Here is a 26,770-nt window from a genome sequence, read left to right on the forward strand (position 1 = left end):
AACATAACTAGACTCATGATTATAAAAAGCATCGTTATTATCGCCTTTATCCTGATAATTATCAGCTTGGGTTCAGCACTATTCCATCTGGTTAAACACAAGACTCAGGAACAATCCGAGAAAACAGTCAAAGCACTGACTTTTCGCATTACACTTTCAATTGTATTATTTATTTTCATTTTCATAGCTTTTGCAACAGGTATGTTCACACCTCACGGTCTGGGTGCCCGGATGCACCAAGCGCCCGTCGCTCCTGTTAAATAAAGCGACTCAACCATTCCGACAAAAAAAAAGCGCTGCCTAACGACAGCGCTTTTTTGGTAGGGCTGTTTAAACTAAATTACATAAACGAATATAAACAATCCTAACCATACCACGTCAACAAAATGCCAGTACCAAGCTGCGGCCTCAAAAGCGAAATGATTTTCCGGTTTGAAGTGACCTTTCCAGCTACGGAACAAGACAACGCTCAGAATAATAGCCCCTATGCAAACATGAAAACCGTGAAAACCGGTCAGCATGAAAAAGGTAGACCCATAAATACCCGAACCCAACGTTAAGCCCATTTCTGTATACGCTTCGTGATATTCGAACGCTTGGAATGACACGAACAATAGCCCTAAACCTACAGTAGCCGCCAACCCTTTAATTAGCTGATCGCGGTTTTTTGCCAACAAACCGTGATGTGCCCATGTGCAGGTCACACCGCTCGTCAACAGCATCAAGGTATTCAAAAAAGGTAAACCCCATGCTCCCATTGGCTCAAATTCGCCGCCGACTTTACCGGGTCCATTGGTGGGCCAAACTGCTTCAAAAGAAGGCCACAATAGCTCTTTGGTTGCAGCCCTAGCGCCTTCACCGCCCAGCCATGGCACCGATAAATTACGCGTATACCAAAGTGTACCGAAGAAAACGGCAAAAAACATGATTTCCGAAAAGATAAACCACATCATGCCCATACGATAGGAAATGCCTACCTGCGTACTATACATGCCTGATTCACTTTCTCCCGACTGCAATGTAAACCACCCGGCAAGCATAACAATAAATACTGTTAGCCCCAACAACATCCAGGTCGAACCGGCTGCCGAACCATTTAAATAATTTGCAAATCCAGCCAGCATCATTACCAAACCGGCAGTTCCAATGACCGGCCAGGTAGCTTTATGCGGAATGTAATACTCGTTACTTGTAGACATGACCTTCCTCTCTCATTTCACTGATGTTTCAGTATTATCAAAAAATGTATATGCAAGTGTAATCGTTTTATATTTCTCGGGTAATTCAGGGTTAACAACAAAACGCACCGGCATAGTCCTGCCTTCTCGCGCTTTGAATGTCTGTTCTGAAAAACAAAAACACTCTGTTTTTTTAAAAAATTCAGCAACCGCTCCGGGTGAAATACTTGGAATCGCCCGAGCAATCATTACCTTATCGGTCTTATTTTCCGCATAAAAGTTCACCGTATAATATTCTCCGGGATGAACTTTTAATTTTTTCGTCTCTGAACGAAACAACATCGGTGTTGCCTCATTCAGCGCAGTCATAAATTCTACGGTGATCTCTCTGTTTTTATCAACTTCGTAGCTAACTTCCTTGATAGCAGACGATTCAACTTTTCCATTGAGTCCTGTTACTTCACACAAAACATCATAAAGCGGAACCAGAGCATAACCAAAACCAAACATTCCCAATACAACAAACACCAATGTCCGAACCAACTTGATATTTTTTTGAGAAACGCTTTCCTTCATTGAGAAACTGCTCTTATCACTGCAAAAACATAAATAATGACTGCAACTGTGACCAAAACCACTGCTGTCAAAATATTTTTTTGTTTGGTATTCATTATTTCACCTGATACGTTATCTAAGCAGGTTGCTTTTAAAAGCAACCTGAATGCAATGCCCTAGATATGCTCAGTCGGTATAACTGTAGGTGGCGTAGTAAATGAATGATACGGCGGCGGTGACGGCAAGGTCCACTCCAAGCTATGCTTGGCAGCGTCTTCCCACACTTCATCCGTTACTTTTTCGCCGGTTCCGCCTTTGATTGTATCGATAACAATGTACAGGAACAGCAGTTGGCTGGCACCGAATATAAAACCGCCAATACTGGAAATCATATTCCAATCCGCAAATTGCACGGCATAATCAGGAATTCTCCGCGGCATCCCGGCAAGCCCCAAGAAATGCTGAGGGAAAAACAGGATATTTACTGATACTACGGACAACCAAAAGTGTAACCGGCCAATTCTTTCGTCATACATATGGCCGGTCCATTTAGGCAACCAAAAATAGCCGGCAGCCATCAATATGAAGACGGAAGCAGGAACCAGTGTGTAATGGAAATGCGCGACAATAAAATAAGTGTCATGGTATTGAAAATCGGAGGGCGCAATAGACATCATCAAGCCGGTGAATCCACCCATCGTAAACAAAACGACGAAAGCAATCGAAAACAACATAGGTGTTTCAAAAGTCATCGAACCTTTCCACATGGTCGCAGTCCAGTTAAAAACTTTAACTCCGGTAGGAATTGCAATTAACATCGTTGCATACATGAAATACAACTCGCCTGCTATTGGCATACCGACCGTAAACATATGGTGAGCCCAGACGATAAATGACAAAAATGCAATGGAAGCGGTCGCATAAACCATTGAGCTATAGCCAAACAAAGGCTTGCGAGCAAATACCGGTATGATCGTAGAAGCCACACCGAAAGTAGGCAGAATCATTACATATACTTCAGGATGCCCAAAGAACCAGAAAATGTGTTGATAAAGAACCGGGTCACCACCACCAGCAGCGTCAAAAAAACTGGTATTAAAGAATTTGTCTGTTAACAGCATGGTCACCGCGCCCGCAAAAACCGGCATGATAGCGATTAACAGGAAAGCAGTAATCAACCAAGTCCAAACAAACATCGGCATTTTCATCAATGTCATGCCGGGGGCACGCATATTGAAAATAGTTGCAATGATGTTAATTGCCCCCATGATTGACGAGATACCCAGCAAATGCACCGAGAAAATCGCGAAAGGCAATGCCTTACCGGTTTGCAATACTAACGGTGGATACAAAGTCCAACCGCTGGCAGGCGCGCCGCCTTCCATAAACAAGGTGCTTGCCAGCAGTAAAACACCGGCAACCAACAACCAGAAGCTCATGTTATTCATACGCGGCAATGCCATATCCGGAGCGCCAATCATCATTGGAATCATCCAGTTGGCCAAACCCACGAATGCAGGCATAACTGCACCGAATACCATGACCAAGGCGTGCATAGTGGTCATCGAATTAAAGAACTGGGGATTGACAAACTGCATACCCGGTTCAAATAATTCGGCGCGAATAATCATTGCCATTGTGCCGCCGACAAAAAACATCGCCAGCGCAAACAACAAATATAATGTACCGATATCTTTATGATTGGTGGTAATAACCCATCTTAATAGCCCCTTGGCAGGACCATGCTCGTGATGCTCGTGATGATCATCATGTTCAGCGACTACAGCAGACATATTTCATACCTCTTGAATATATAAAAAAGATTAGATCGATAAGAACGCAATGACTTATTCATTTTTACCTGCTGCCGGTGTAGCCGATTGCAGAGTCTGGATAGCAGAGGGCTGAATAGAATCACCCACTGAGTTACCCAAACCATTACGGGTATATGTTACGACTGCCGCGAAATCAACTGGGCTTAATATTTTTCCGAAGGCAGGCATCATGCCTTTTCCATCCAACATCAGCTTAACTTGAGCATTAATATCGCCGGTTACCACTTTACTTGCCGTTATAGCGGGAAAAGTGCCTGGTAAACCTGCGCCATCGGCCATATGACAGGATGAACAGTTCGTGTCGTAAACGGATTTACCTTTAGCGATCAATTCTTCATTAGTCCACTGCTTGCTTGCCGATCCGGCTTCAGCGGCTATCGCCACTTTTTGCTGCTCTACCCAGGCATTGTAGTCAGGTTCGTTCATCGCGATTACAACAATCGGCATAAACCCATGATCCTTACCGCAAAGCTCGGTACATTGACCACGATAAGTACCCGGCTCGTCTACAGAAGTCCATGATTCGTTGATAAAACCAGGATTCGTATCTTTTTTCCACCCCAGGTCCGGCACCCACCATGAATGGATTACATCTGCCGAGGTAAACACAAAACGAATTTTTTTCTTAGTTGGAATCACTAAGGGTTTATCGACATTCAACAAATAATTAGGAACCGACCGAGGATCTAGCCCCGAACCTACCTGACGTACTTTATTACTGGCTTCATCCAGGCTGCTGAAAAAGTGAATCCCATTATCAAGATATTCATATTCCCACTTCCATTGATGCCCGGTTACCTTAATAGACATTTCGGATTCTTGCACATCATCCAGCTCTATCATGGCTTTCGTGGCTGGAATAGCCATGCCGATCAAAATCAAGGTCGGGATAATAGTCCAAATAACTTCAACCGTCGTATTTTCATGAAACTGCTCCGCTTTATGTCCTCTTGATTTACGATGATGGTAAATCGAATAGAACATAGTTCCGAACACACCGATACCTATGAATACACAAATCCATAGAATCAGCATGTGCAGGTCATAAATGTCATTACTGACCTTTGTAACCCCTTTCATTAAATTGAGCGTATATTCCGCCTGCGCTGTCCCTAGGCCAAAAGCCATTAAGATCAGACCTGCGAACAGTTGCTTTGTTTTCTTCACGGAGCAGCCTCCTCGTTAGTAGTTATAAACTCTTGTATGCGTTATATCGTTTCGTAATTTCAGACATAGCAACGCTATCTCTTCTCCCCTTTACGAAAGAATTATCACAAATATTATCTTTTGATTTTAACCTATGAAGGCAATCTACACCAGCTGTCCTTTCCTTGATGTTATTTGACGCAATAAAAAGGCTTGTGAATCAATGCAACTCACAAGCCTTGTTTTTAAATCTGAAACAGGATTAGCTATTTAATGCATCCGCATAAGCCATATCAAAGTTAGGTATATGGCTATCTAGCCAGCCCTTAACCAGTTGACCGACACCTTCGTCAACTTCCGCCTCACCTGCATGAAATTTTGCTTGCAGCCCGCCACAAATACCTACCAAAGCATCATGCTCTTCCTTATGACGATCGTAGCCGGCATAACCTTTTGCCTGCATTTCTCTTTCTTCATGAGCAAAATGGTCAACGACATATGAAATCAAGTCATCCAATTGCGCACCTATTGCAGAGCGCTCCGCTCCACCTGTTGCCAAGTCATACAGCTTATTCAATTTACCAAACAAGATTTGATGCTCTTCGTCTGCAAAGCCAACATTTGTGCCGTATTGACCAGCTGTCCAAGTAATTAAAGCCATAACGTCTCTCCTGATATTTTTTATATTATTGATTATTTACCGCATAAATATTATGGATTATATCTACCTATAAATCCATATTTAATTTATGGTATAAATCAACTTATTCCCGCTCTGTTTTGTTAGTTTCCAGGACGCGAGAGCTATATCAGAACAATATTCAAATTAGTGTATTTTTGCCAGAAAAGAAGGGTCAATTCGGCACCCTCCAATTTCGGGGCGATCCAACAGATCCTGCTCAAAATCCCGATAGGTGGATAACTGAAAAGCAATGCGTGTAATCTTGCCGCCGGAAAATTCAAACTCCATCGCGCCGCCTTTAACACGAGGACCACCCTCTTTAGTGGAGAACAATAAAAGCCCTGCATTGCCCACCGATTTTCCCAATCCGTCAGGAACCGGGCGCGCACAACTCAACTCATTTATCGACAGCCCTGAAAAAACTTGTGCCAATTGACGCGCACTAACAATAACTCCCTCGCCGGGAATGGACACCAATGCAGGAGGAGCAATCTGGGCAGCTGAAGCATCCGCAGGAGCCAGCACTACGGGAGGATTCAGCAATGATTCCAATCCAAAGTCGCCTAAATGATTTTGCAGTAATACGCTGCCGTCGCCATTTTTTGACGTATTTAGCAAAGGAAACAGCTGTCGCTCCATCTCCACCTTGTTTGGGTTTTTCAGCACTGCAACTAACTGCCTCTCAATCGACTTCAGCGGCGTAAAAAATTGCTCTTTTTTGTGGCTCGCCTCGCCCATCTGATCCCAGTCTGACTGCGTATTAACAGACAAACCCATCGATTTCATAACCGTATAATCATCAGATGCCAAACAATTAGCAAAATCTTTGCTACGGTAATTTTCCAGTACTTTAGGCCGCATTTCTTCACTCAGAGTTCTTTGCCGAGTGATATTGTAGTTATTCCAATCTCCATTTTTAGCCAGGAAATAGTAGATGACTGCATTGCGGTCAAACTTATTGAAACCCAAATCCTTCATCACCAACTTCAATTTCCGACAATTACTCTCCACTTCCTGGTAATTATTCCAGTCAGGCTTTAAATTCGGTTTTGCCGGATGCTTCGATTGCTCAATCAATTGCTGAAGATTGATTTCCCCAGTCGCTGACTTTATTGGTGAATAGCCTATTTCTTCGAACGACAAATCGCGCGCATCGGGAATACCGTCAACCGTCGTTTTTAATAATAATGAAGGTAGAATTTCCGGAAAAATCTTTAGCTCACCTAACTGATTAGTGTCCGAACTAAACAGATTAAATCCACCTTCCGCCACATCATAAACCTTAAACGTCGTCTGATTAAGCGTTCCTGTCTTACCGGAAAAAGTCGTGACCGCTGGTAATGAATGCGACTCCGAACTATGCTTGGCTGATTGATGAGCAGCAGGAGTTGTTACAACCGCTTGCTGATTACCCTTTACCCATTGGCCTGCAACCTGCCCTATGATGGCAACCCCCATACCGACACCTGTTAACGACAGCAAATTGCCGGCCGTATTCACATCACCGACCAAACTTGATACGTCCACATCGCTATTCGCGTTAGTGTAAAAATTATAATCGACCATGGTTTCCTTACCTGAATCCAGCCTTATCCACGGCGTCAGATAGAGTTTTTTAGCATCGAAAGTAAAATTGCACTTGCCTGTCGTCGCCTGATATAAAAAACCAGTGGCTTCACGGCTGAATTTAAGCGCCTCGTTACGCACACTGTAAATAAGAGCTGCCGATAAATCGCCTTTTTCATAAGACGGCGCCATATTTGTACAGCCGCTTTTTAAGACATTGTCCCCTTTAAAATCAAACTCCGAAATCAACCGCACATAATAATCATCGCCATCAATGGATTGAAAACCTTGTAAAGGTTGAAACTGGTTCGCCTGCGTTGATGGGTGATCAACTACAATTTGCCGGGTCGTTGTACATCCGGATAATAACGTACCGGCTATTAAAATTAATTTTACTGATGAGATAGTTCGAATCGACATGCATTAACCTTGTGCCGTAAGTTAAACGGCGAATCTAACTGGATGAAAATGAAAATAATAGGGCTTTCTCGGAGACTTTGTCATATTTTATTTTACCAAGCTATCCTTAAAAGGCATTCGGCAACTGCTCCATACGCCATTCTACCGCCCTAGCTTTGGCATCTTACTTCACGAATCCATACCATCGTAAAGATACCGTATTAATGACGGTTATATCTTCACTTGTTCAGAGAAAAAATCGAAATCAGCGACTTTCCTATAGGGCAATACACCCAGCAAAGGCATATCCAAAGCTTGTTTTATGGTTTGTATATTCTCGTCCCTGCTTAACAATTCCGGGTCTGTACAGACCGCGACCCAACCGGCACAACTTATGCCTGACTGCTTTATCGCCTGATAAGTCAATCTTGCGTGATTAATACAGCCCAGCCTGATAGCGACGACCATAATGACCGGCAACGCCAGCAACTTCGCCAAATCGTCGATCGCTTCACGCTCGTTTAAAGGAGTATACCAACCTCCCGCACCCTCGACGACAACGATGTCAGCCAAGGTTTTCAACTGCTCGAACCTAGACTCCAGTAGATCCAGCCTGACTGGATTTCTTACTCCCGCAATATGAGGTGAAACCGGCTGCTCATAGGCGTAAGGATTGATCAAGTCATAATCAAGTTGCACTGAAGCATTCTCTTGTATCAGCAACGCATCTTCATTTTTCAATTGCCCGTCTTGTGTTAAACAACCGGATGCAACGGGCTTCATACCGACAACTGATTTTCCCCGGCTTTTAAAGTAACGCATCAGCGCAACCGTCGCCCAGGTCTTGCCGACGTTAGTATCCGTGCCTGTAATAAAGTAGCCCTTTTCCATTAACTTGCCTTAACCGTAATAACCTCGAAAGTGGCAGGAATCCGGTTACCGGTCCGATGCTGCTCATAAGCCGCAATCATGCGCTGCATCTGGGCTCTGGTCGTAATATTCATGTTACGCCCGGTAATCACGTTATGAGCGCCGATGTACTTTAACTCTTTCATCAGCGCCAAAACCGAGTCGTAATCCGATATATAGCGTTTAGTTTCAATCACTATCTCGCTAAAACCTGCCAGCTGAAGAAAATGCATCAGCTGCTGCTCGCTGTAAAAGTCGTTAACGTGGCTGTAATCATCAACTTCCATCCACGCAGCCTTTAATTCCTGTAATGTTTGCGGACCGAATGTTGAAAAAACCAGCCGCGCACCCGGTTTCATTACCCGTTTAATATCAGTAAAAACAGCATTAATATTAACGCACCATTGCAATGCGAGATTGGAAAATACGCCATCAATGATTTTTTCAGCAAGCGGAAGCTGTTCGGCATCGGCGCAGATATAGCTGACATTAGTCGCGCCAGCCAGTTTCTTTCGCGTTACCTGCAACATCGGCAATGCAATATCCAACGCAATAATAGGCTGCGCATGCCTCAACAGTTCGGAAGTTAAAAAACCGGTACCGCAACCCAAATCCAACAAAGTTCCAGCCAGGCTTTCGGTACCGATAATACTCAGCAGTGCTTTACCGACAGTGCGCTGTAATTCGGCAACACCATCATAAGTAACCGAAGCCGCCGCAAACGACTGCTTGATTTTGGCTTTATCTAAATACATTGCTTATCCATAAATCGGGAAATAATCGCCAGCGTTTCCCGGCTGTGCGATAAAAACGGCACATGCCCTGCTCTGTCGATTACATTTAATTCCAGATTAGGCAATAACTGCTGCATTTTCTGACCTACAGCCACAGGAACCAAAGTGTCCAAGCCACCCAAAATGGCCGAGACGGGAAGATCCAATCCCGATAGCACCGGCCTCAAGTCTGCCTGTTTTAATATATCCAAACCGCCTTGCAAGGTGTTTTTATCCGGCGCATCGCATTCAAACACGGCTGCTTTAAGTTTTTTAAGAAGGTTTTTTGGGTCGGGCAAAGCGTTTACCTGCAAGGATAGAAATCGCAGCAAAGTCGCCTGACAATTTTTATTCAAGTGCTCGGCAAAGTCATCCAGCAAACGGACATCCATGCCGGGCCATTTTTGCGTTCCCAAGCCGGAACATGTGAACGATGGATTTCCCGCAAGCAATATCAGTGAAGATACCCGCTCAGGATAACGGCTGGCTATATCAAGCACTACATTAGCGCCCAAAGACCAACCCAACCAGCAAATCCCCTCCCCCTTTGAAAAACAGGGGAGAGAGGTTATTTTAATCAACTCAGCGCTAATCCGTTCCATCGTAAACGGATCGATTTTTTCGCTATGTCCGTGCCCCGGTAAATCGATACAAGTGACCTGATAGTTGAGCGCCAACTGCTGGGCAAATTCACGCCAGATACCGGAATGCATTGCCCAGCCATGAACCAGCACAATAGATTTGCCTTTGCCGAATGTTTCCAGGTGAATTTTTGTCACTGCTGGCCTACGATAATTTTAGCCAGCGTATCCAATAACCGATCGACATGTTGCTCCTGATGCAGCGCTGAAAAAGTCACTCGCAGCCGCGCACTGCCTTGAGGTACTGTCGGCGGCCGAATCGCGCTAACCAGGAACCCGGCATTCAATAAAGCCTTGCTGATGTCTACGGCTGTTTGACTGTCGCCGACCAGGATGGGCTGAATAGCTGACGATGACGGCATCACCTGCAACCCGACTTGCTCGGCGCCCACGCTGAAACGCTCCGACAGTTGCCTAAGCTTGTTCCTGCGCCAGCCTTCACTAATAGCAATTTTTAAACTTGCCCGCGTCGCCTCGGCAACCGTCGCAGGGAACGCAGTGGTATATATATAAGTACGGGCTTTCTGCAGCAAGGTTTCAATCAATACTTCGGAACCGGCAATGAAAGCGCCAAATGTACCCAAACCTTTACCCAAAGTTCCCATTAATATCGGCACATCATCTTGATTCAAACCATAATGCTCCAAGATACCGCCTCCGTGTTCGCCGATTACAGCCAAGCCGTGCGCATCGTCAACCATCAGCCAGGCATCATGTTTTTTTGCCGCAACCGCCAATTTATCCAATGGTGCAAAATCGCCATCCATGCTGAATACACCATCGGTAACAATTAGCTTGTTGCCTGCGACATTGACCAGCTTCGCTCCAAGATCAGCCGCATCGGCATGGATATAGCGCTTAAACTTTGCGCTCGACAACAGGCCGCCGTCCAATAAAGACGCATGATTCAACCGGTCTTCAAACACCGCATCACCGCGCCCCAGCAAAGCCGAGATCACACCGATGTTTGCCATGTAACCCGTAGAAAACAATAACGCCCGATCCCGACCGGTGAACGCCGCAAGTTCTTCTTCCAACGCATGGTGAGCCGAACTATGCCCGCAAATCAAATGCGCCGAACCACTACCGACGCCGTATTGATCCGCACCGTTTTTAAATGCCTTGACTACTTCCGGATGATTAGCCAGCCCCAAATAATCATTACTGCAAAAATTGACGATATTTCTGCCGTCAATTTTCAGGTTAATGCCTTGCGGAGACTCTATGACTCGCCTTGCTCGGTATAAGCCTTGCCGGGCAATATCATCGAGGTCAGTTGCTAAGTTCGAGAATGGAAGCGTCATAAAAGTCAGTAATATTTACCACGAAGGACACGAAGTTTTATATAGTTGTCTGGAAAAATTTTGTTCTCTCGCAGCTGTTCCCATCATAAGAATATTCGCTGCAGGGCCGGCTGAACGCGCTTTCGCGCCTTATATTTTAAGCATCGACCACAAAAAGCACGAAATGAATCATTTTGAATATTGTCGTGTTTTTGTGGACTAATTGATCTATTAAGCATCAAGCGTAACTTGAACCGCCTGAATGCACACCCAACCGCTCGAACAAAGCCAAATCATGGTTAGTCATCGGATTATCGGTAGTCAATAACTTATCGCCGTAAAAAATCGAGTTAGCTCCGGCCAGAAAACACAATGCCTGCATTTCGTCGCTCATATTGTTACGGCCTGCGGATAAACGCACCCGCGATTTGGGCATCATGATTCTGGCAACCGCTATAGTCCTGATAAAGATAATCGGGTCCAGCGCTTCGGTACCCATCAGCGGCGTACCCTCGACCTGTACCAACATATTGACCGGCACACTTTCAGGATGCTTTGGCAGGTTTGCCAGTTCGATTAACAGCTTGGCGCGATCGACATCGCTCTCGCCCATACCGACGATACCACCGCAACACACGTTAATCCCGGCATCCCTGACCCGAGCCAGCGTATCCAGACGATCCTGATAAGTCCGCGTGGTGATGACTTCGGAATAATAATCCTCCGAAGTATCCAGATTGTGGTTGTAATAATCCAGGCCGCCTTCTTTTAGCCTGATGGTTTGGGCATCGGTCAGCATGCCTAACGTTACGCAAGTTTCCATGCCCAACGCCTTAACGCCCTGAACCATTTCGACCACCCGTTCAACATCCCGGTCTTTAGGTTGACGCCAAGCCGCCCCCATACAAAAACGCGATGCACCTTGATCTTTAGCAAGTTGCGCCGCCTGCAAAACCTTATCAACCGGCATTAACGCCTCGGGCGTCAAATCGGAATCATAGCGTGCGCTTTGCGGGCAATAGCCGCAATCTTCAGAACAGGAGCCTGTTTTAATACTCAGCAGACTACTTATCTGCACTTCATTGGGATCGAAATTCTCCCGATGCACGGTTTGCGCCTTAAAAATCAGGTCATTAAAAGGCAACGCGTAAAGCGCTTGCACTTCGTCCAACTGCCAGTCATGGCGAATTGCAGGGTTTGCAGACATTCTGTTAAGCTCCAGTGTAGGGCTGAGGTACAAAGCCCATCAATCATAAACGACGATAAACTTGTCAACCTGTTTAAATAAAAATGGTATACAACTGGATCAATATTATACAGGATTACCTGCTGCCGCCTACCTGCATCTTGTGTGGTAATCCCGGATATCATTCCCGCGATATTTGCCTCTCATGCTATAAGCAACTGCCGCGAAATAATCTATGCTGCTATCGATGCGCCGAAATATTGGAAACGCCTACCACCGCCCCAGTACTGTGCGGCCGCTGCCTGAGCCGCCAGCCTGCTTTTGACGAGACTTATGCACCGTTCACTTATCAAGGAGCCATCCGGCATCTGATCAGTACCTTAAAATTCGGCGCTGATTACAAAAATGCCCGCTTACTTGGCATATTGTTGGCTGAACACCTTAAACAAACCGCTGAACAGCCCGACTTGATTTTACCTGTGCCGCTACATAAAGCCCGTTACCGCCAACGCGGCTTCAACCAAGCCATAGAAATTGCCAAAACGGTAGCCAAAGAATTACAGATTCCGTTAGATATATCCAGCTGTCGACGTCATCGCGATACGCCCCACCAAACCCAATTATCCGCCAAAAAACGCCGTAAAAACCTGAATAACGCTTTTTCGCTTATCAAACCCATCCACGCCCGACACATCGCAATACTTGACGATGTAATGACCACGGGTTCAACAGCTCACGAATTGGCTTATGTATTGAAAAAAGCCGGGGCTGACCGGGTTGATGTTTGGGTATGTGCCAGGGCTTGATTCCAACCAATCATGGGCTTTTTTGAAGGGGAACATAATGGCTAAAGTGTTTTGGTCGGGTTTGTCAAAAGTAAAAGCGTACTAATCAATAGATTTTTTATATTCCCCAAGGCTATTAGTTCGTGCTTCTGATTTGCTTACCAGACAGAAGTCATAGCTGCAGCGCTAATTATTTATTGGAGACCCGTTAAAATTGATGCAACGTGTCAAATGCCAAGCTCTTTTAAAACATTCTCATGTGAAGCAGCACTTTATTTTTATACCTAATGCTTACATTGCCAAATAACCGACTGCCTTTACCTGCTTAATCCTAAGTCCTTTATTAGCTTATAATTTTATACTTTGAGGCAACTAAATTACTGTTCATCATTAGATAACTCCTTTGCCTTATCTTGAGTTTCTTGCCCAATACCGCTAACTACGCGCCTCGTGCCATGACCAATTTCCTTGGCGGCATCCCTAGTACCATGACCCACTTCCCTGGTGACATTGCGCACCGTATGACCTATTGTTCTCCCTGCCTCTTTAAACTCGGCACAGGACGATAATAACTCTGTAGAACACATAAAGAGCAAGATAAGTAATTTTCTCTTCTTAATCATCGAAATTAAGCTGTTGACTATCACAAAAAACCCGTAAAAGCTTTTTATGATTTTTAATTTATGGGCTGTCGCATAAGCACTTAACAACTCTACTTCCCTACAAAAACCAATATCCTATAAATAATTTCAGTAACTTATCCGTCACGCAAACAAGCAGCCAGTCGCCGCTTATATCTTTTATAGGCTCGATTCGATAAACGATGCAATCTGGTTTCCCGCTTAATATTGCGTCGCCCTGAATATCCAGTTTTAAGATCAGAATCTTGACGAGGACGACGAGTACGCTCAAGATCAAGATCGATTAATTTTTCATATAGGTTCCATGCTTGTATTGCTAACTCTCTCGGGGTCATTAAAAAAGGCCTCACCACAAGCAGATTCTTTCAATGACCTCATCCTAAGATAAATGACAAGGCATTGATATATCGTAAAATACCTAAGGCAACGATTTACTGTGGCTTAGCAGGCACTAGAGATTATCTTGAAACATAAAAATCAGTGTTACCCAGCCCAATTATCACATCTGGCTTTGATGCCTCAAGCAAAAGAATAAATTTCGCTGGCGTATAACTCTGTTTGTGCATTCGTAGCAAATTCATTTTTCTGGACAATAAAAAACCCGCTAAGCCTTACGACTTGCAGGTTTATGTACTTCTTTGAGTCTCATTGCATTCACTAATGGAGGCTGCGGGCGGAATCGAACCGCCGTAGATGGCTTTGCAGGCCACTGCATAACCATTTTGCTACGCAGCCCTAAAAGGGAAATAAAAAAGCCGCGATAGTTCGCGGCTTTTTTTAAATTAATTGGAGCGGGAAACGAGATTCGAACTCGCGACCCCAACCTTGGCAAGGTTGTGCTCTACCACTGAGCTATTCCCGCGCTTCAATTTATTTGATCATTATAAGCTGTTTTTTAGTCTTGTCAACTTTTATTGAACATCAATTGCCAAAACCCAACCTGAACTACCTTTACAATCACCATCTTCAACCTGAACTTTAACAAATGCATTTTTCTTTCCCGCAAAATCCTGGAAATCTACGACAGTTATTGCAGTTCCTTGCGCTATGCGTCTGCAAGATTCAACTTTGCCTTTATCCTCATCTTCACTATCATCAAATGCCGCTATAGCCCCAGGCACGGCAAGCAACTGAATAGGAGATTCAACTTCGTAAGTATTGGGGTTTTTCAAAACATAGCGCTGACCAGTCACAAGATTCTTAGGTCCAGCAGTGGAAATAGTTTCTGAATCACCACCGCTCACCATCATGACAATCAACAGGAAGACGACGCCTCCAACAGCACCAAAAAAAACTTTTGGATTTTTTTCTTTTAAGCTCATCATTGATGAAAACAGCTTTCCAGCCGTTTCTTTTGCTGCATCTACCGATTTTTTAGCGTTTTCTTCATTACTCATTTCGTATCCTCACAATTGTAATTTTTTATTATTTTCAGGTCATTGCTCGAAGCATATTACCTGATTGCCTCGGTAACTCATATACATCAACAATCTAACTACGAGCTGGTACCCTGAGCTTTATTTAACTGTCCGCTTTGAAAAAGCCGACAATTCATCACCAATAATCAACTTGACATGTCAACTTACCACGATAAAAAAACTTTTCAAGTGCTATATGCCTATAGCATTATATTTCAATGATATACATTATTTAAATGAAATCGTAACCTTTTTTAGCCTGTAACAATATCGGTTTATCCTTTTCAGCTACCCGTCGACATTCAAACTGCCAGTAACCTAATCCGACATTCTTCCTGTTACTCAATACAACCGGAAAGTCTTCGCTATTCATAAACATTCGAATAACATCATCATCTTTCAACATAAAACTATCGGTCACAATATAATTCTTTTCATACTCCAGTTCCTTCGCACTATAAAACAGCCCTTTTTGCGGAATATCTTTCCCCGACTCATCAAGCTGAACATAGGTGACAGCAATAGATTGATGAGCCAATAATTGCATACCAAAATTTATTCTGCCGCTTTGCTTATCGACAATGACTTTGTTGACAATCCCTAATGAGCGCTTGTGCTCAGGACCGTCTGTTTTTCTAAAACTGACCAAACTTCCCACTGACAAAACACCCGTTTTTTTAAAAACACCGGACAATAATCTGTCGGACGCCGATTGAACCAGAAACTCCAGATCTTTTTCACCGACAGATTCCAGCGCATTTTGCAGCTCATGAGTTGACTCCAAGCCTACGGCGATATATCGATCCATCCTATCGCTAAAAAATGGCACTCCCTGCAAATTAATTCCCAACCATCTTTGTTCAAGATACTCAAGTAATTCCGCCGAGGGTTTTCCGATATCGTTTTTTAATACATGCATCGAACTGAACCTTGCCTCCGCAGCATTAATCAATTTTTCTTTCTGCTTAAGGGCCTTAAACAATTTGGTAAAGTCCAGATACAGCATCGCCGAATCATTTTTAGCGCTTGCTTCAAATTGATAGTGAGGCGCCTTATCTTCGTCTGTTAAAACGATGCACTGTATTGGCTGACCATTCACCGGCTCTTTTTTTAGACCGACCAAAGAACTTATCGTTTCTATAAAACTATAAACCAAAACAACTTCCTTTTGCATCAAGCCGACAGGATCAGCAAGGCTGAGTAAAAGAATCTGTTTATAACATTCTTCAGGGCTGCTGGCTTTAGTGGATTGGCTTATATCGTTGACGACTTTGGTCGTATTGTTTTTTATTGTTACGCTCAGGTTGTAAAGCGAATGCAAATCTATCCAAACCCAGTCGGGAATCGGCATCCCCATAATAAAATGAACGGCAATGATGCTGCCCAGCCCTTTAATGCAGCGTTGGATCGCTAGTGCCGCATTCTTTCCTTGAAACCAGCCGACACCACGTTTGGTTAATTCCTTAAGCACCATCCAGTAACCGATAGTGAATTCCTTTTCAATCGAAATCAATACGGTCAAAATTTTCTTGTCATTCTCTTCCTTCGGGAAGCCTGCTTTAATCAGCCTGGAACGAAGATAATCTTCAATGACGTGGACACTTGGACGCAAGATCTCCAGCGCATCCAGCCTTAACTGGGTACTCATTTCAACTGCATTAAAATCTATAAGAAAATCATGAAGCAGGCGTGTGGCCAAACCAGGATTAGCCGTAGGTAATTCAGCCACCCAATGTTGTAGCGCCTTTGCCTCAAACTCTTTCAGGCGCAGGGAATTTTTTTGTTGCGTTGGAATAACCAGAAAAAAAGAGTTCTTCACATATACACCGAATTAATTTTAATGCTTTACATTGCCTAACAAAAACTTGCGATGGTGTTGTCTATCCAACTCATTACAGAGACATCAAGCTCCGCCTTTTCTCATCATCATGCCTTTTGATGGGTTATAGCCAATGATTGCAGCCACCATAAACAGGATAAAGGCAGAAAACGTATAAATAAATGCCGGGCTGTTAAACTGACCATACAGGGCAAAGCGGATCAATTCGACCGCCTGGGAAAATGGATTAAATTGCGCCAGATTATAAAGCAGCGCACTGGACTCTTTGATTTTCCATAAAGGATAGAGTGCGGTTGACATAAAAAACATCGGGAAAATCACAAAGTTCATCACGCCGGCAAAATTTTCCAATTGCTTTATGAAAGACGATAACAATAAGCCTAAAGCACCCAGCATTAGTCCCGATAATAACAATGCCGGCAATATCCACAAATAGCCCTGCCAAGGCGCCTGAATATCATAAAACCACGCAATCGCTAAAAACACATACGCTTGCAAAACCGATACACCGGTACCGGCCAGTAATTTACTGAGCAATAAAAACCAGCGCGGCAACGGGCAAACCATCAATATACGCATACTGCCCATCTCACGGTCGTAGACCATCGATAATGAACTCTGCATACCGTTAAACAACTGAATCATGCCGATCAGGCCGGGAGTAATATAAACCTCATAAAGAATATAAGTCTCATAAGGTGGAGTGATCGCAAGCCCTAATGCGGCCCTGAACCCCGCTGCAAATACAAATAACCAGACTAAAGGCCTGACCAATGCAGAAATAAACCGCTCTCTCTGGGTAACAAAACGCCATAGTTCGCGCCAGATGATGCCCCACATGGCGCGCCAATAATGTAGTAACTTCAAGCCGTTTCTCCCTGGGTCAAACTATAAAAAGCATCTTTAATCGTTGGGGCGTTGGTTGTTTCAAGAACATCATCAACCGTTCCGTTAGCTTTGACTTGTCCTTTATGCAATACGATTAGATGGTCGTCAGGATATATTTCATCAATCAAATGACTCGCCCATAAAACTGCCAAGTTTTCTTCGGCAGCTAAACGATGCACATATTCGACAATGGACAACCGACTGGGCACATCCAAACCGACGGTGGGCTCATCCAGTAACAACACCGACGGCTTGTGCAATAACGCCCGGGCAATTTCCACGCGTCGTCTATGCCCGCCATTGAGCTGGCGTACTTTTTCAAAACGCCGATCATACATATTTAAACGTTCCAGCTCCTGCTGAATCCTTTGCTCCGCTTGTTTTCGCCCCATACCATGCAAAGAGGTGTGATAGCGCAGGTTTTGCATGACCGACAAATCCATATCTAAGGTGGTTTGCTGAAAAACCACACCCAGTTTTGACAATGCCGACAGGGTTTGCCGCTTAATATCGAAACCGCATAATTCGATACGCCCTTCTCGCGTGTCATACAAGCGCGTAATCAAGGAAAATAAAGTACTTTTCCCTGCCCCGTTAGGCCCTAACAAAACCGTGCATTCACCTGGTCGAATCTTGAAATTGACCTGAGACAATGCTTTTTTGCCGCCATAGGAAAAACTTAAATCTTCGACGGATAACGCTATCGACGAGTTCATGGCTTTACTGCAACTCCCCACGGATAAGTACCCACGCCGATCGATTTAGTCACGGTTTGACTCTCAAGATCGACAAGCGAAATATCGTTACTGGTACCGTTAGTGGTATACAACCTTTTTTGATCCGGTGAAAACGCCAGATTCCAAACCCGCTGACCGACCAGCAAGTATTTTTCCACTTCAAAAGTCTGGGCATTAACTACTGCGACACGATTTGCAGGCCCTAATGCCACATAGCCGCGCTTTCTGTCCTTATCGATAACCACGCCTACCGGCTGAATTTTATCGGACGTAACGCCTTGCACATCAAACTTGATCGTTTTGACGATCTGCTTGGTTTTAACATCCAGAATCATCAAGGTGCCGGCCATTTCCGAGGTGACCCACAATTGTTGACTGTCGGCTGTAAAGCCAAGCGCCCGGGGACGAGGATCAACCAGAGTATTTTCTACAATAGTATTGGTTTTGGTATCGATCCAATGCACCATATTGGTCGTTTCGGAAGCGCTGGCAACCCAGAGATTATCAGGGCTCACAATGATGCCTTCAGGCTCCACGCCCACCTTAATTTGCTTGATGGCTTTTTTATGCTTAATGTCAATGACAGTTACCTGACTATCATCTTCATTGGATACATAAAGCCGGTCGCCCGCAGGATTTAACGCAAAGGTCTCCGGGTCTTCACCGGACGGCAGCTTTCCGGTTTCTTTGAGCGTCTCGGCATCAATGATCCTGATAGTGTTGTCGTCACTGGTTGCGATATACAAAAACTTATTATCGGGACTGATGGCGATGCCTCTTGGGCGCTGGCCGATTTCGACTGTTTTGATCAATTTACCGGCGATAGGGTCGACAACCGCCAGCGCATTATCTTTTTCAAGTGTAACGAAAACGGTTTCAGCCTGCGCTGTTCCCATCAGTGCGGCCGTCAAAAACAGCCCTAGAACATTTTTCATCATCATTTACTCCATTTACAGGTCGATTCAGGTTGATCATAACCCAAAGTATCGAGTTCGGTTTGGGGATGTAAAAATCCTTCAATCGGCGCGACAGCAACCAATGATCTGGGTGCCGCCAACAAAACGGGCTGCCGCAACTGACCATCCCAAGAGCGGAACGACAAAGGATTGCCTTTGTATCCCTGCAACGCAAACGCATCACTCAACATATAATCCTTTAGCTGGCTTATGTCGTTGGATTTGGTACGGGTGGCTGCCTCGCCGATGGCCCTGACCGCCAGATAAGCGGCATAATCCTGTTCTTCCATCCAGCGCCCCGCCAACTCTTTAAAGCGATTTTGAATCTGCACCGCGCCCCATTGTTCATGGGTTGGATGCCATGCCGTAGCTACCAGTCCCTGTGTACCGATTACCGGCCTTGCATTCCAGGTTCTGTATTCCAGATATTCGCCAAACTGCCCTTGCTCATCGGCAACGACCAGCACGTCATAGTCATCCACCTGGGTAAATACCGCCACATCCGATTGCACCGTGCGCCGCGCATCGTAGGTGTGCTCCCAGGTTTTCTCCTCGACTATTTTCATGCCGAAACGTTTAGCCGCACGTCTAAGCGCATCAGCAAATAAGCGATCTTCCGCCGCAGCGCCAACGACTAAGAACCACTTATTCCAGCGTTTTTTCATCATGTATTGCGCCAACGCATCGGCACGCATTGCCCTACTCGGCAAAATATGCAAAACGTTATTGCGGCATTGCTCATTGCGTAATGCATCATCAATTGTTGCCGCATCAAAGAACAGTTTTTGTTTTGTGGCAGGTAAATCGGCGATTTTGCTTAAAGCATCGGCGGGCAAATTAACAACGACATACGAATATTGATCGCCAACATCTTTGTTAAACGTATCGATAACATTACCATCTAACGGCACAATGAATTTTTTCAGCACAAACTGCTGTTTGGTAAACTGCCCGGTTGTATTATTATCATCAATCGCCAACTGCGCGCCAAAAACCCCCTTGTCTTTGATAAAAACATCCAGGTTAGACAATGGAGGCGGGACTTTCTGTTCTTGCGTGAAATAAGCAATGTTAACCGTCTGTTTAGCCTCCGCATAAACAAGATTTGCACTAAGCAAATGAATAATAAATAGAAACTTAAGAGTTACCCTGAGAAACAAATTAATTGATCGCATCATTTCCTAACAATAATAAATTGCACAGACGCTAATTTTAACGGATTCATTAACTTTGTTTTGTTTTTCGATAAAGCCCATTAGAATCGACCGCTGAAACATCCAAATAATTTACCGCCTTTATTTGTAAAATCAGTCTGTTTGGCTTTGGAAAAATGAGTTTTATTGAGCTAATCAGCTCAGCTGTAAATAGGGATTGACTTCGATCAACAAAGGGTTCAGCATCAATAAAAACATTCCTGATTTCAAGGTTGAATTTAAAGTCAGGGCAAAACCGCCGCCGTTTTTACGGCTTCAATTAAAACTAAAGGGAGATAGAAATGGACGCCAGTACTATACAAACACGACCCGACACCCTCATTAACACCGCCTCATCCCAACGGACAAAAAGCGTGGAAAATAATGAGCCTGCTATCGAAACCCGGCCAGATAACGATCAGGACGATAGCCTACAAGTTCCGAAGGAAACAGTAAACCTTTCCGATACGTCATTAAAACTGTCGACATCGTCACCGGTAAAAAGCACTGATCAACCTGCTGCAATCGAAAATAAAGATCAAGCTCAACAAGCGCTCAGTCAGCTTATCGCCGACTTTCAAAGTAATCCATCTCAAGCGCAAGCCGCTCACAGCAACATATTCGACGGCGCCGTAAAATCATTGTTAGGTTAATACTATTGCCAATGACAATCCCTATATTAAATGGCATATTCATCTATCCGGTAAAGTCATTAACAGGCATTAGCGCAAACAGCTGGCCAGTCACTGAAAAAGGCTTTCAGCACGACAGAAAATGGATGATTATCGACAACGACCGGCAATTCCTCAGCCAGCGGAAATTGCCGAAAATGGCTTTAATTAAAACCGCACTGACCGATAAAAACCTGATTCTGTCCGCACCGGGCATGGAAAATCTATCCCTACCTCTTGAACCTGTTGACGGACACATCATTAACAGCACCATCTGGCATGACCAGTGCGATGCCCGTAGCGTTTCAGCAGACGCTGACCAATGGCTCAGCGATTTTTTAAAATTGGATTGCCGACTGGTTTACCAGCCCGATGAAGTTATTCGACCGGTTGATCCCGACTATGCCAAGCCAACCGACAAAGTGGCGTTTTCTGACGGCTTTCCTTTCCTGATTATTTCTGAAAACTCGCTGGTTGCATTAAATCATCAAATGCAGCTGAATTTACCGATGAACCGTTTCAGGCCCAATCTGGTTATTTCCGGCTGCTCAGCTTATGAAGAAGACAGTTGGCGCGAAATCAGCATTGGCGCCATAAATTTCAGGCTGCCCAAACCCTGCTCCCGCTGTTCTGTTCCGTCCATCGACCAAGAAACCGCGCAAACCGGTAGGGAACCGCTGACCACACTCAATCGCACCCGGAAATGGCAAAATAAAGTTTATTTTGGACAAAACGCTCTGCATGATCAATGCGGACAATTGACCGTCGGTGACGCGGTGCACATCAAATTAACCGGCACAAGACAACCGCCCATTTAGTCAATTTGAGCGAACAGTCAGTTACCTTCCGTTTACAATAACTGATCTCCAAGTTTTGCAACAACTTAAAGAACGTAAAAAAAAATTGAACCCTGATCCGTAAGTCCTCATACTTTTTATCTCAATACCTAAACGCCCTCAACCACTGTTGATCAACCAACACACCCGGCATTTATTGCACATCCCTCTGCTGATTCAAATATAATATCCCTATTAAATTAGTCTAGATTTTCCACTTTTCCGCTAAACTTTTGTATTCTTGTGAGTCGCATATGCAATTTGAAGTGTTTTTAGCTGTTTTCACTGTTTTTACCTTAATAAGGCTTGCATTAAGTTGTGCATTATTCAAAAAGTATCACTCTTTAAATATCCTGGATAAAAACAGCTTCATTATGGATAAAACTTTCCAGCCTCTTAAGTCGTTAAAAATGTTGCTTTGCTCAAAATATAATTCGTTTTTACTCCTTCTTTCTTTTCCATCCCTATCAATGGCGGCTGATGACGCAGGGATTGTTAGCCAGGTGCAATCGTTGGATTTAACTCAGCATTGGTCTGGTTATCTGGCTTTAACTGTTTTTGCTGTTGCCTACATCCTGGCCATGACAGAGGAAGTGACCGAGTTAAAAAAATCCAAGCCTATGGTATTTGCAGCAAGCCTTATCTGGATTTTTATTGCAGTTTTTTATACCAAGGCCGGAATGAACGAACAAGCCGGGGTTGCGTTTCGCGCTACGCTTGAAAGTTATGGCGAACTGTTTTTATTCATCATGGTTTCGATGACTTACTTGAACGCCATGGAAGATCGAGGCGTATTTGACAGTCTGCGAATCTGGCTATTAAGTAAGAATTTCAGCTATCGACAATTATTCTGGATTACCGGCTTTCAGGCATTTTTTATTTCTTCCGGCTGCAACAATCTCACTACCGCCTTACTGATGGGCTCGGTTATTTTGGCTATGGGTAAAGGGTGCCCGCGCTTTGTTACCTTATCCTGCATCAATGTTGTGGTTGCCTCCAATGCTGGCGGCTCATTCAGCCCCTTTGGCGACATCACTACATTGTTAGTATGGCAAAAAGGCGTAGTCCCATTTGGCGATTTCTTTTCTCTGTTGATTCCGGCTATCGTCAATTTCACAATACCTGCAGCCATCATGCATTTCTTTATTCCGAAAGAAAGACCCGCGGCCGTAATGGAAGCCCAGGATATGAAACGGGGCGGCTGGATAATCATCTTCTTGTTCGTATTGACCATCATCACATCGGCTTGCTTCGAAAACTTACTGAGCCTCCCCCCTGCTGCCGGGATGATGATGGGCTTGACCTATTTAAAATTTTTCAGTTATTACCTGCAAAAAACGCGAGACTCCCATTCAATATTAATACCAGTGGATTTGACCGATACCAAAGTCGATCATTTTGCGCCGATGAAATATATGAACAATCCGCAAGCAGAAGCAAATCAACAACTGGCCAAGGAACTGCCTTTCGATATTTTCCAGAAAGTGGCTAATCTGGAATGGGATACCCTGCTGTTTTTTTACGGTGTAATGGTGGGTGTCGGAGGTTTGAGCTTCATCGGCTATATGCAAGTCGCATCCCACCATCTATACGGCAGCATCGATCCCACTGTAGCCAACATTCTGGTAGGTATCGCATCAGCGTTCGTGGATAACGGCACTATCATGTTATCTGTACTGACCATGGCGCCCGATATATCTGAAGGCCAGTGGTTGCTGGTCACATTAACCGCAGGTGTGGGCGGTAGCATGCTAGCGGTCGGTTCCGCTGCGGGCGTGGGCTTAATGGGACAGGCTAAAGGAATTTACACTTTCACCAGTCATTTGAAATGGACGCCGGTCATCGTGCTGGGTTATTTCGGCAGTATCGCCGCACATTTTCTTATCAATGGCCGCTATTTTTAAGACGACAGTAAATAGCTATCGCTAATGAATTGCCTAGATATGGGATCATGATTTTATCGTTTATCTAGGCAGTGATAGCTGCTCTTAGATGAGCTATAAACCCATCATCAAACTGCTTCCATGCTTTTTCAGCCAATGCCGCCTACTTTGATAATCAGGCAAATGTTCAGCGACCAAAGCCCAAAAATGAGCGGAGTGGTTCCTGATCTTGATATGGCAAAGCTCATGCACCACCACGTATTCCAGAACTTCGGGAGGCGCTATGATTAACAGCCAATTGATATTAATGTCATTATGAATGCCGCAACTGCCCCATCGGCTTTTTTGTGTTTTGATTTTAATGGTCTGGGGAAATAGCTGTTTTTTTTCCGCATGCTGTCTGACAAATTGTTCTACCTGACCCTTTGATGCCTTTTTCATCCAACGTATTAACGCTTCTTTTATATCCTCACTATGCTCCTTAGTCATTAATGTGTCGGGAACATGGGCAATAAATTCATGGCTGAATTCTATTTTTATCCTTTTTAATTTTGAAGGCCTTACTGCCAATTTATATGATGCACCCTGATAAGGAATTTCAGAGCCATGACCATAAACAGCCGGAGCTAGTTTTTTATGCTGCTGACTATTAGCTTCAATCTTAGCCAACGTTTGAATTATCCATTGTTGTTTGGTCTGGACAAATTGATGAACTTTATGCTCGGCAACTCTTAACGGCGCAACAACTTCAACTTTACCGAGCGTTACGATAATTCTCGTCTGCGTGGCCCGTTGACTGCGCCGAATCTGGTAGGAAAATGCTTGATTAGAAATGACGGCTCTCTATTTTATGGTGGAACAACATTCGTTACTTAAACCTAATCCGCCTGATTAATCATATGGGTTGCCAGTTGCTGCAAAGCCTGACTCAAATTTTCCCTGAAATTTACGTCCATAGCCACTTCACTCAGTGCTTTATTCATGCATAACATCCACTGATCTCTTGCCGCCTCATCAATTACAAACGGAAAATGCCGCTGCCGTAACCGTGGATGCCCATACTCCTGAATAAACAAATCGGGACCACCCAACCAGCCCGATAAAAATTTGAATAACTTGGTGCGCGCTCCCGACAAATCCGCCGCATGCATAGCCCGAATGCCGGCGGCTTCAGGCAAAGTGTCCATAAAAAAATAAAATCGCTCTACCAAACTTAATATTGCCGTCTCTCCGCCTGCCAGCTCATAAGGTGTTACCTGTATATTTTCTGTCATAATCCAACGCTGTGAAAAAACCATTCGCTCAATAATCTGATATTCTACTAAATATTCTTACCAAGAAGCCCAAACTCTTGTAAGATTTAAAGGTCTATCTTTTCTGTTAACCATTTATTTTTAAGGAATTCAAATAAAATGAGATTAAATACAGCTATTTCACGCCCGGAAGCCGATATTCTGGCAACCAATAAAGTACTGAGAAACACCTATTTATTATTGTCGATGACGTTGATATTCAGCGCTATGACAGCAGGTGCGGCGATGATTCTGGACCTGCCGCATTTCAGCCCGGTCATTACCCTGATTGGGTATTTCGGCCTGCTGTTTTTAACCACAAAATTCAGCAACAGCGGCTTAGGCTTGGTTTTTGTTTTTGCATTAACCGGCTTTATGGGACTAACTCTCGGCCCTATCTTAACCATGTACATTAAGGCCTTCAGCAATGGTCACGAACTGATCATGACGGCATTAGGCGGCACAGGCGTTATATTCCTGGGTCTTTCAGGCTATGCATTAACAACGCGCAAAGATTTCAGCTTTATGGGCGGCTTCCTGATGGTGGGCGTACTGGTCGCATTTCTGGCGGGTCTTGGAGCCATGTTTTTCTCTATACCGGCTTTATCGCTAGCGGTGTCGGCCATGTTTATTCTGCTGATGTCCGGCATGATTTTATTCCAAACCAGTGAAATAATTCACGGCGGTGAAACCAATTATATTTTGGCGACCGTTTCTTTATATGTTTCTATTTACAACCTGTTCTTGAGCTTGCTGCAATTGTTAGGCGTATTCAGTGGCGATGACTAAATAATATTTTACGTTCCCACCCAATAAAAAAGCCCGGCTTACTTGGTAAGCCGGGCTTTTTTATGTATCACTATTTTACGGTTGTGTTTTAGAACCATGTAAACGAATCAATAAAGCAGCCTCATCGTGGCTTAATCCTGAGTTTTGCATTAATTCATTAACACTAGCCCCGCTTCTTACTTTTCGGATGTCTCCACTGTATGGATGAGACGACTGGTCATTTTGCTCAACATCGGCAATCTTTGCCGCTAGATCATCAATTTGTCCGTCTGTAACCGCTATTCGACTATCTACTGCGGCTATCCTGCTATCGATTGTTAAAGCGGCCGAACATAAGCCGGCAATGTCATTGGTATTACTGTGAACAATATCATTAAGAACCTGATAGTCGTGTTTAAGTTTCAGCAGAACACGCACCAGCCAAAACAGTACCGCGAACATAACAACAATAATTATGCCCTCAATGATAAGAGCGGCTACCAAAGGATTATTCATCAAGCAATTTCATCAATATGTTGAATGGGTTCAGCATCTTGTTCTTCCACTTCTTGTTTTTTTCTACGCGGTTGTTTCTCTGGGTGATGATCATCCCGGTCAATTCTTTTTGGCTTTACGACTGGAAAAGAGGGTGATACAGGATGTATTTCTAACATACCGGCCTCCTAATAATTTTGGCGCGAATAATCTT

The 26,770-nt window shown here is 44.2% G+C and carries 28 protein-coding genes and 2 tRNA genes; 6 read left to right on the forward strand and 24 right to left on the reverse strand.

The window, feature by feature from the left end:
- The first annotated feature begins 15 nt into the window (after window positions 1-15).
- On the forward strand, window positions 16-264 hold the full coding sequence (locus tag V7051_RS02015) for a twin transmembrane helix small protein (protein WP_333873352.1): 249 nt from the start codon (window positions 16-18) through the stop codon (window positions 262-264).
- A 71-nt stretch (window positions 265-335) separates the two neighbouring features.
- Here the strand turns inward: V7051_RS02015 and V7051_RS02020 are convergent, their stop codons facing one another.
- The 11 genes from V7051_RS02020 to bioB all read right to left on the reverse strand — a co-directional run bounded on the left by V7051_RS02020 (window position 336) and on the right by bioB (window position 12,174).
- A complete protein-coding gene (locus V7051_RS02020; protein WP_333873351.1) occupies window positions 336-1,199 on the reverse strand; it encodes a cytochrome c oxidase subunit 3 in 864 nt (287 codons plus the stop codon).
- 12 nt (window positions 1,200-1,211) lie between these two features.
- The gene (locus V7051_RS02025; protein WP_333873350.1) at window positions 1,212-1,754 is read right to left on the reverse strand and encodes a cytochrome c oxidase assembly protein; all 543 of its coding nucleotides are present in this window, start codon (window positions 1,752-1,754) and stop codon (window positions 1,212-1,214) included.
- A 155-nt stretch (window positions 1,755-1,909) separates the two neighbouring features.
- Window positions 1,910-3,526, reverse strand: a complete 1,617-nt coding sequence (gene ctaD / locus V7051_RS02030) for a cytochrome c oxidase subunit I (protein WP_333873349.1) — start codon at window positions 3,524-3,526, stop codon at window positions 1,910-1,912.
- A gap of 54 nt (window positions 3,527-3,580) precedes the next feature.
- Window positions 3,581-4,735 carry a cytochrome c oxidase subunit II gene (gene coxB / locus V7051_RS02035; RefSeq protein WP_333873348.1) on the reverse strand — a complete coding sequence of 385 codons (1,155 nt, stop codon included), beginning with the start codon at window positions 4,733-4,735 and terminating at the stop codon, window positions 3,581-3,583.
- Between the two features lie 241 nt (window positions 4,736-4,976).
- Window positions 4,977-5,375, reverse strand: coding sequence for a bacteriohemerythrin (locus tag V7051_RS02040; protein WP_333873347.1), 399 nt, complete (start codon window positions 5,373-5,375; stop codon window positions 4,977-4,979).
- A 165-nt stretch (window positions 5,376-5,540) separates the two neighbouring features.
- Entirely contained in the window at window positions 5,541-7,382 is a 1,842-nt protein-coding gene (locus tag V7051_RS02045) for a hypothetical protein (RefSeq protein ID WP_333873346.1), read from the reverse strand.
- 210 nt (window positions 7,383-7,592) lie between these two features.
- Window positions 7,593-8,252 (reverse strand): dethiobiotin synthase, encoded by a 660-nt coding sequence (gene bioD / locus V7051_RS02050; RefSeq protein ID WP_333873345.1) that lies wholly within the window; start codon window positions 8,250-8,252, stop codon window positions 7,593-7,595.
- Entirely contained in the window at window positions 8,252-9,025 is a 774-nt protein-coding gene (gene bioC / locus V7051_RS02055; RefSeq protein WP_333873344.1) for a malonyl-ACP O-methyltransferase BioC, read from the reverse strand. The genes bioD and bioC overlap by 1 nt, the downstream gene beginning before the upstream one ends.
- Window positions 9,016-9,822, reverse strand: coding sequence for a pimeloyl-ACP methyl ester esterase BioH (gene bioH / locus V7051_RS02060; RefSeq protein ID WP_333873343.1), 807 nt, complete (start codon window positions 9,820-9,822; stop codon window positions 9,016-9,018). Before bioH ends, bioC begins: the two co-directional genes overlap by 10 nt.
- The gene (bioF, locus tag V7051_RS02065) at window positions 9,819-10,988 is read right to left on the reverse strand and encodes an 8-amino-7-oxononanoate synthase (protein WP_333873342.1); all 1,170 of its coding nucleotides are present in this window, start codon (window positions 10,986-10,988) and stop codon (window positions 9,819-9,821) included. Before bioF ends, bioH begins: the two co-directional genes overlap by 4 nt.
- A gap of 217 nt (window positions 10,989-11,205) precedes the next feature.
- Window positions 11,206-12,174 (reverse strand): biotin synthase BioB, encoded by a 969-nt coding sequence (gene bioB / locus V7051_RS02070; protein ID WP_333873341.1) that lies wholly within the window; start codon window positions 12,172-12,174, stop codon window positions 11,206-11,208.
- 83 nt (window positions 12,175-12,257) lie between these two features.
- Between bioB and V7051_RS02075 the strand changes: the two genes are divergently transcribed.
- On the forward strand, window positions 12,258-12,959 hold the full coding sequence (locus tag V7051_RS02075) for a ComF family protein (RefSeq protein ID WP_333873340.1): 702 nt from the start codon (window positions 12,258-12,260) through the stop codon (window positions 12,957-12,959).
- A gap of 356 nt (window positions 12,960-13,315) precedes the next feature.
- On the opposite strand, the gene V7051_RS02080 is transcribed toward V7051_RS02075, so the two are convergent.
- From V7051_RS02080 to V7051_RS02120, 9 genes are all read right to left on the reverse strand, one after another.
- On the reverse strand, window positions 13,316-13,648 hold the full coding sequence (locus tag V7051_RS02080) for a hypothetical protein (RefSeq protein ID WP_333873339.1): 333 nt from the start codon (window positions 13,646-13,648) through the stop codon (window positions 13,316-13,318).
- A gap of 592 nt (window positions 13,649-14,240) precedes the next feature.
- Window positions 14,241-14,314: transfer RNA gene (locus V7051_RS02085), tRNA-Cys, on the reverse strand.
- Between the two features lie 52 nt (window positions 14,315-14,366).
- Window positions 14,367-14,441: transfer RNA gene (locus V7051_RS02090), tRNA-Gly, on the reverse strand.
- Between the two features lie 49 nt (window positions 14,442-14,490).
- The gene (locus tag V7051_RS02095) at window positions 14,491-14,976 is read right to left on the reverse strand and encodes a hypothetical protein (RefSeq protein ID WP_333873338.1); all 486 of its coding nucleotides are present in this window, start codon (window positions 14,974-14,976) and stop codon (window positions 14,491-14,493) included.
- A gap of 253 nt (window positions 14,977-15,229) precedes the next feature.
- A complete protein-coding gene (locus tag V7051_RS02100; RefSeq protein WP_333873337.1) occupies window positions 15,230-16,816 on the reverse strand; it encodes a hypothetical protein in 1,587 nt (528 codons plus the stop codon).
- 84 nt (window positions 16,817-16,900) lie between these two features.
- Window positions 16,901-17,704: an ABC transporter permease gene (locus V7051_RS02105; protein WP_333873336.1), complete on the reverse strand. Its 804-nt coding sequence runs from the start codon at window positions 17,702-17,704 to the stop codon at window positions 16,901-16,903.
- On the reverse strand, window positions 17,701-18,441 hold the full coding sequence (locus tag V7051_RS02110) for an ABC transporter ATP-binding protein (protein WP_333873335.1): 741 nt from the start codon (window positions 18,439-18,441) through the stop codon (window positions 17,701-17,703). Before V7051_RS02110 ends, V7051_RS02105 begins: the two co-directional genes overlap by 4 nt.
- Complete coding sequence (locus V7051_RS02115; RefSeq protein WP_333873379.1) at window positions 18,438-19,400, reverse strand: PQQ-dependent catabolism-associated beta-propeller protein; 963 nt, start codon at window positions 19,398-19,400, stop codon at window positions 18,438-18,440. Before V7051_RS02115 ends, V7051_RS02110 begins: the two co-directional genes overlap by 4 nt.
- Complete coding sequence (locus tag V7051_RS02120) at window positions 19,400-20,593, reverse strand: ABC transporter substrate-binding protein (RefSeq protein WP_333873378.1); 1,194 nt, start codon at window positions 20,591-20,593, stop codon at window positions 19,400-19,402. Before V7051_RS02120 ends, V7051_RS02115 begins: the two co-directional genes overlap by 1 nt.
- Window positions 20,594-20,913: 320 nt before the next feature.
- Between V7051_RS02120 and V7051_RS02125 the strand changes: the two genes are divergently transcribed.
- From V7051_RS02125 to nhaD, 3 genes are all read left to right on the forward strand, one after another.
- Window positions 20,914-21,264 (forward strand): hypothetical protein, encoded by a 351-nt coding sequence (locus tag V7051_RS02125; RefSeq protein WP_333873334.1) that lies wholly within the window; start codon window positions 20,914-20,916, stop codon window positions 21,262-21,264.
- A gap of 11 nt (window positions 21,265-21,275) precedes the next feature.
- Window positions 21,276-22,100, forward strand: coding sequence for an MOSC domain-containing protein (locus V7051_RS02130; protein WP_333873333.1), 825 nt, complete (start codon window positions 21,276-21,278; stop codon window positions 22,098-22,100).
- Between the two features lie 428 nt (window positions 22,101-22,528).
- On the forward strand, window positions 22,529-24,022 hold the full coding sequence (gene nhaD / locus V7051_RS02135) for a sodium:proton antiporter NhaD (protein WP_442919618.1): 1,494 nt from the start codon (window positions 22,529-22,531) through the stop codon (window positions 24,020-24,022).
- 93 nt (window positions 24,023-24,115) lie between these two features.
- Here the strand turns inward: nhaD and V7051_RS02140 are convergent, their stop codons facing one another.
- Window positions 24,116-24,835, reverse strand: a complete 720-nt coding sequence (locus tag V7051_RS02140) for a M48 family metallopeptidase (RefSeq protein WP_334168717.1) — start codon at window positions 24,833-24,835, stop codon at window positions 24,116-24,118.
- 44 nt (window positions 24,836-24,879) lie between these two features.
- Entirely contained in the window at window positions 24,880-25,275 is a 396-nt protein-coding gene (locus V7051_RS02145) for a group II truncated hemoglobin (RefSeq protein ID WP_333873331.1), read from the reverse strand.
- 138 nt (window positions 25,276-25,413) lie between these two features.
- Here V7051_RS02145 and V7051_RS02150 point away from each other — a divergent pair, with 138 nt between their 5' ends.
- A complete protein-coding gene (locus V7051_RS02150; protein ID WP_333873330.1) occupies window positions 25,414-26,082 on the forward strand; it encodes a Bax inhibitor-1/YccA family protein in 669 nt (222 codons plus the stop codon).
- 75 nt (window positions 26,083-26,157) lie between these two features.
- Here V7051_RS02150 and V7051_RS02155 read toward each other — a convergent pair whose 3' ends face one another.
- Together V7051_RS02155 and V7051_RS02160 are read right to left on the reverse strand one after the other, a co-directional pair.
- Window positions 26,158-26,577, reverse strand: a complete 420-nt coding sequence (locus V7051_RS02155) for a DUF2802 domain-containing protein (RefSeq protein WP_333873329.1) — start codon at window positions 26,575-26,577, stop codon at window positions 26,158-26,160.
- Window positions 26,577-26,735 (reverse strand): hypothetical protein, encoded by a 159-nt coding sequence (locus tag V7051_RS02160; RefSeq protein WP_333873328.1) that lies wholly within the window; start codon window positions 26,733-26,735, stop codon window positions 26,577-26,579. Before V7051_RS02160 ends, V7051_RS02155 begins: the two co-directional genes overlap by 1 nt.
- Window positions 26,736-26,770 lie beyond the last annotated feature (35 nt).

This window comes from Methylobacter sp. (assembly GCF_036845245.1).
Taxonomy (GTDB): Bacteria; Pseudomonadota; Gammaproteobacteria; order Methylococcales; family Methylomonadaceae; genus Methylobacter_A.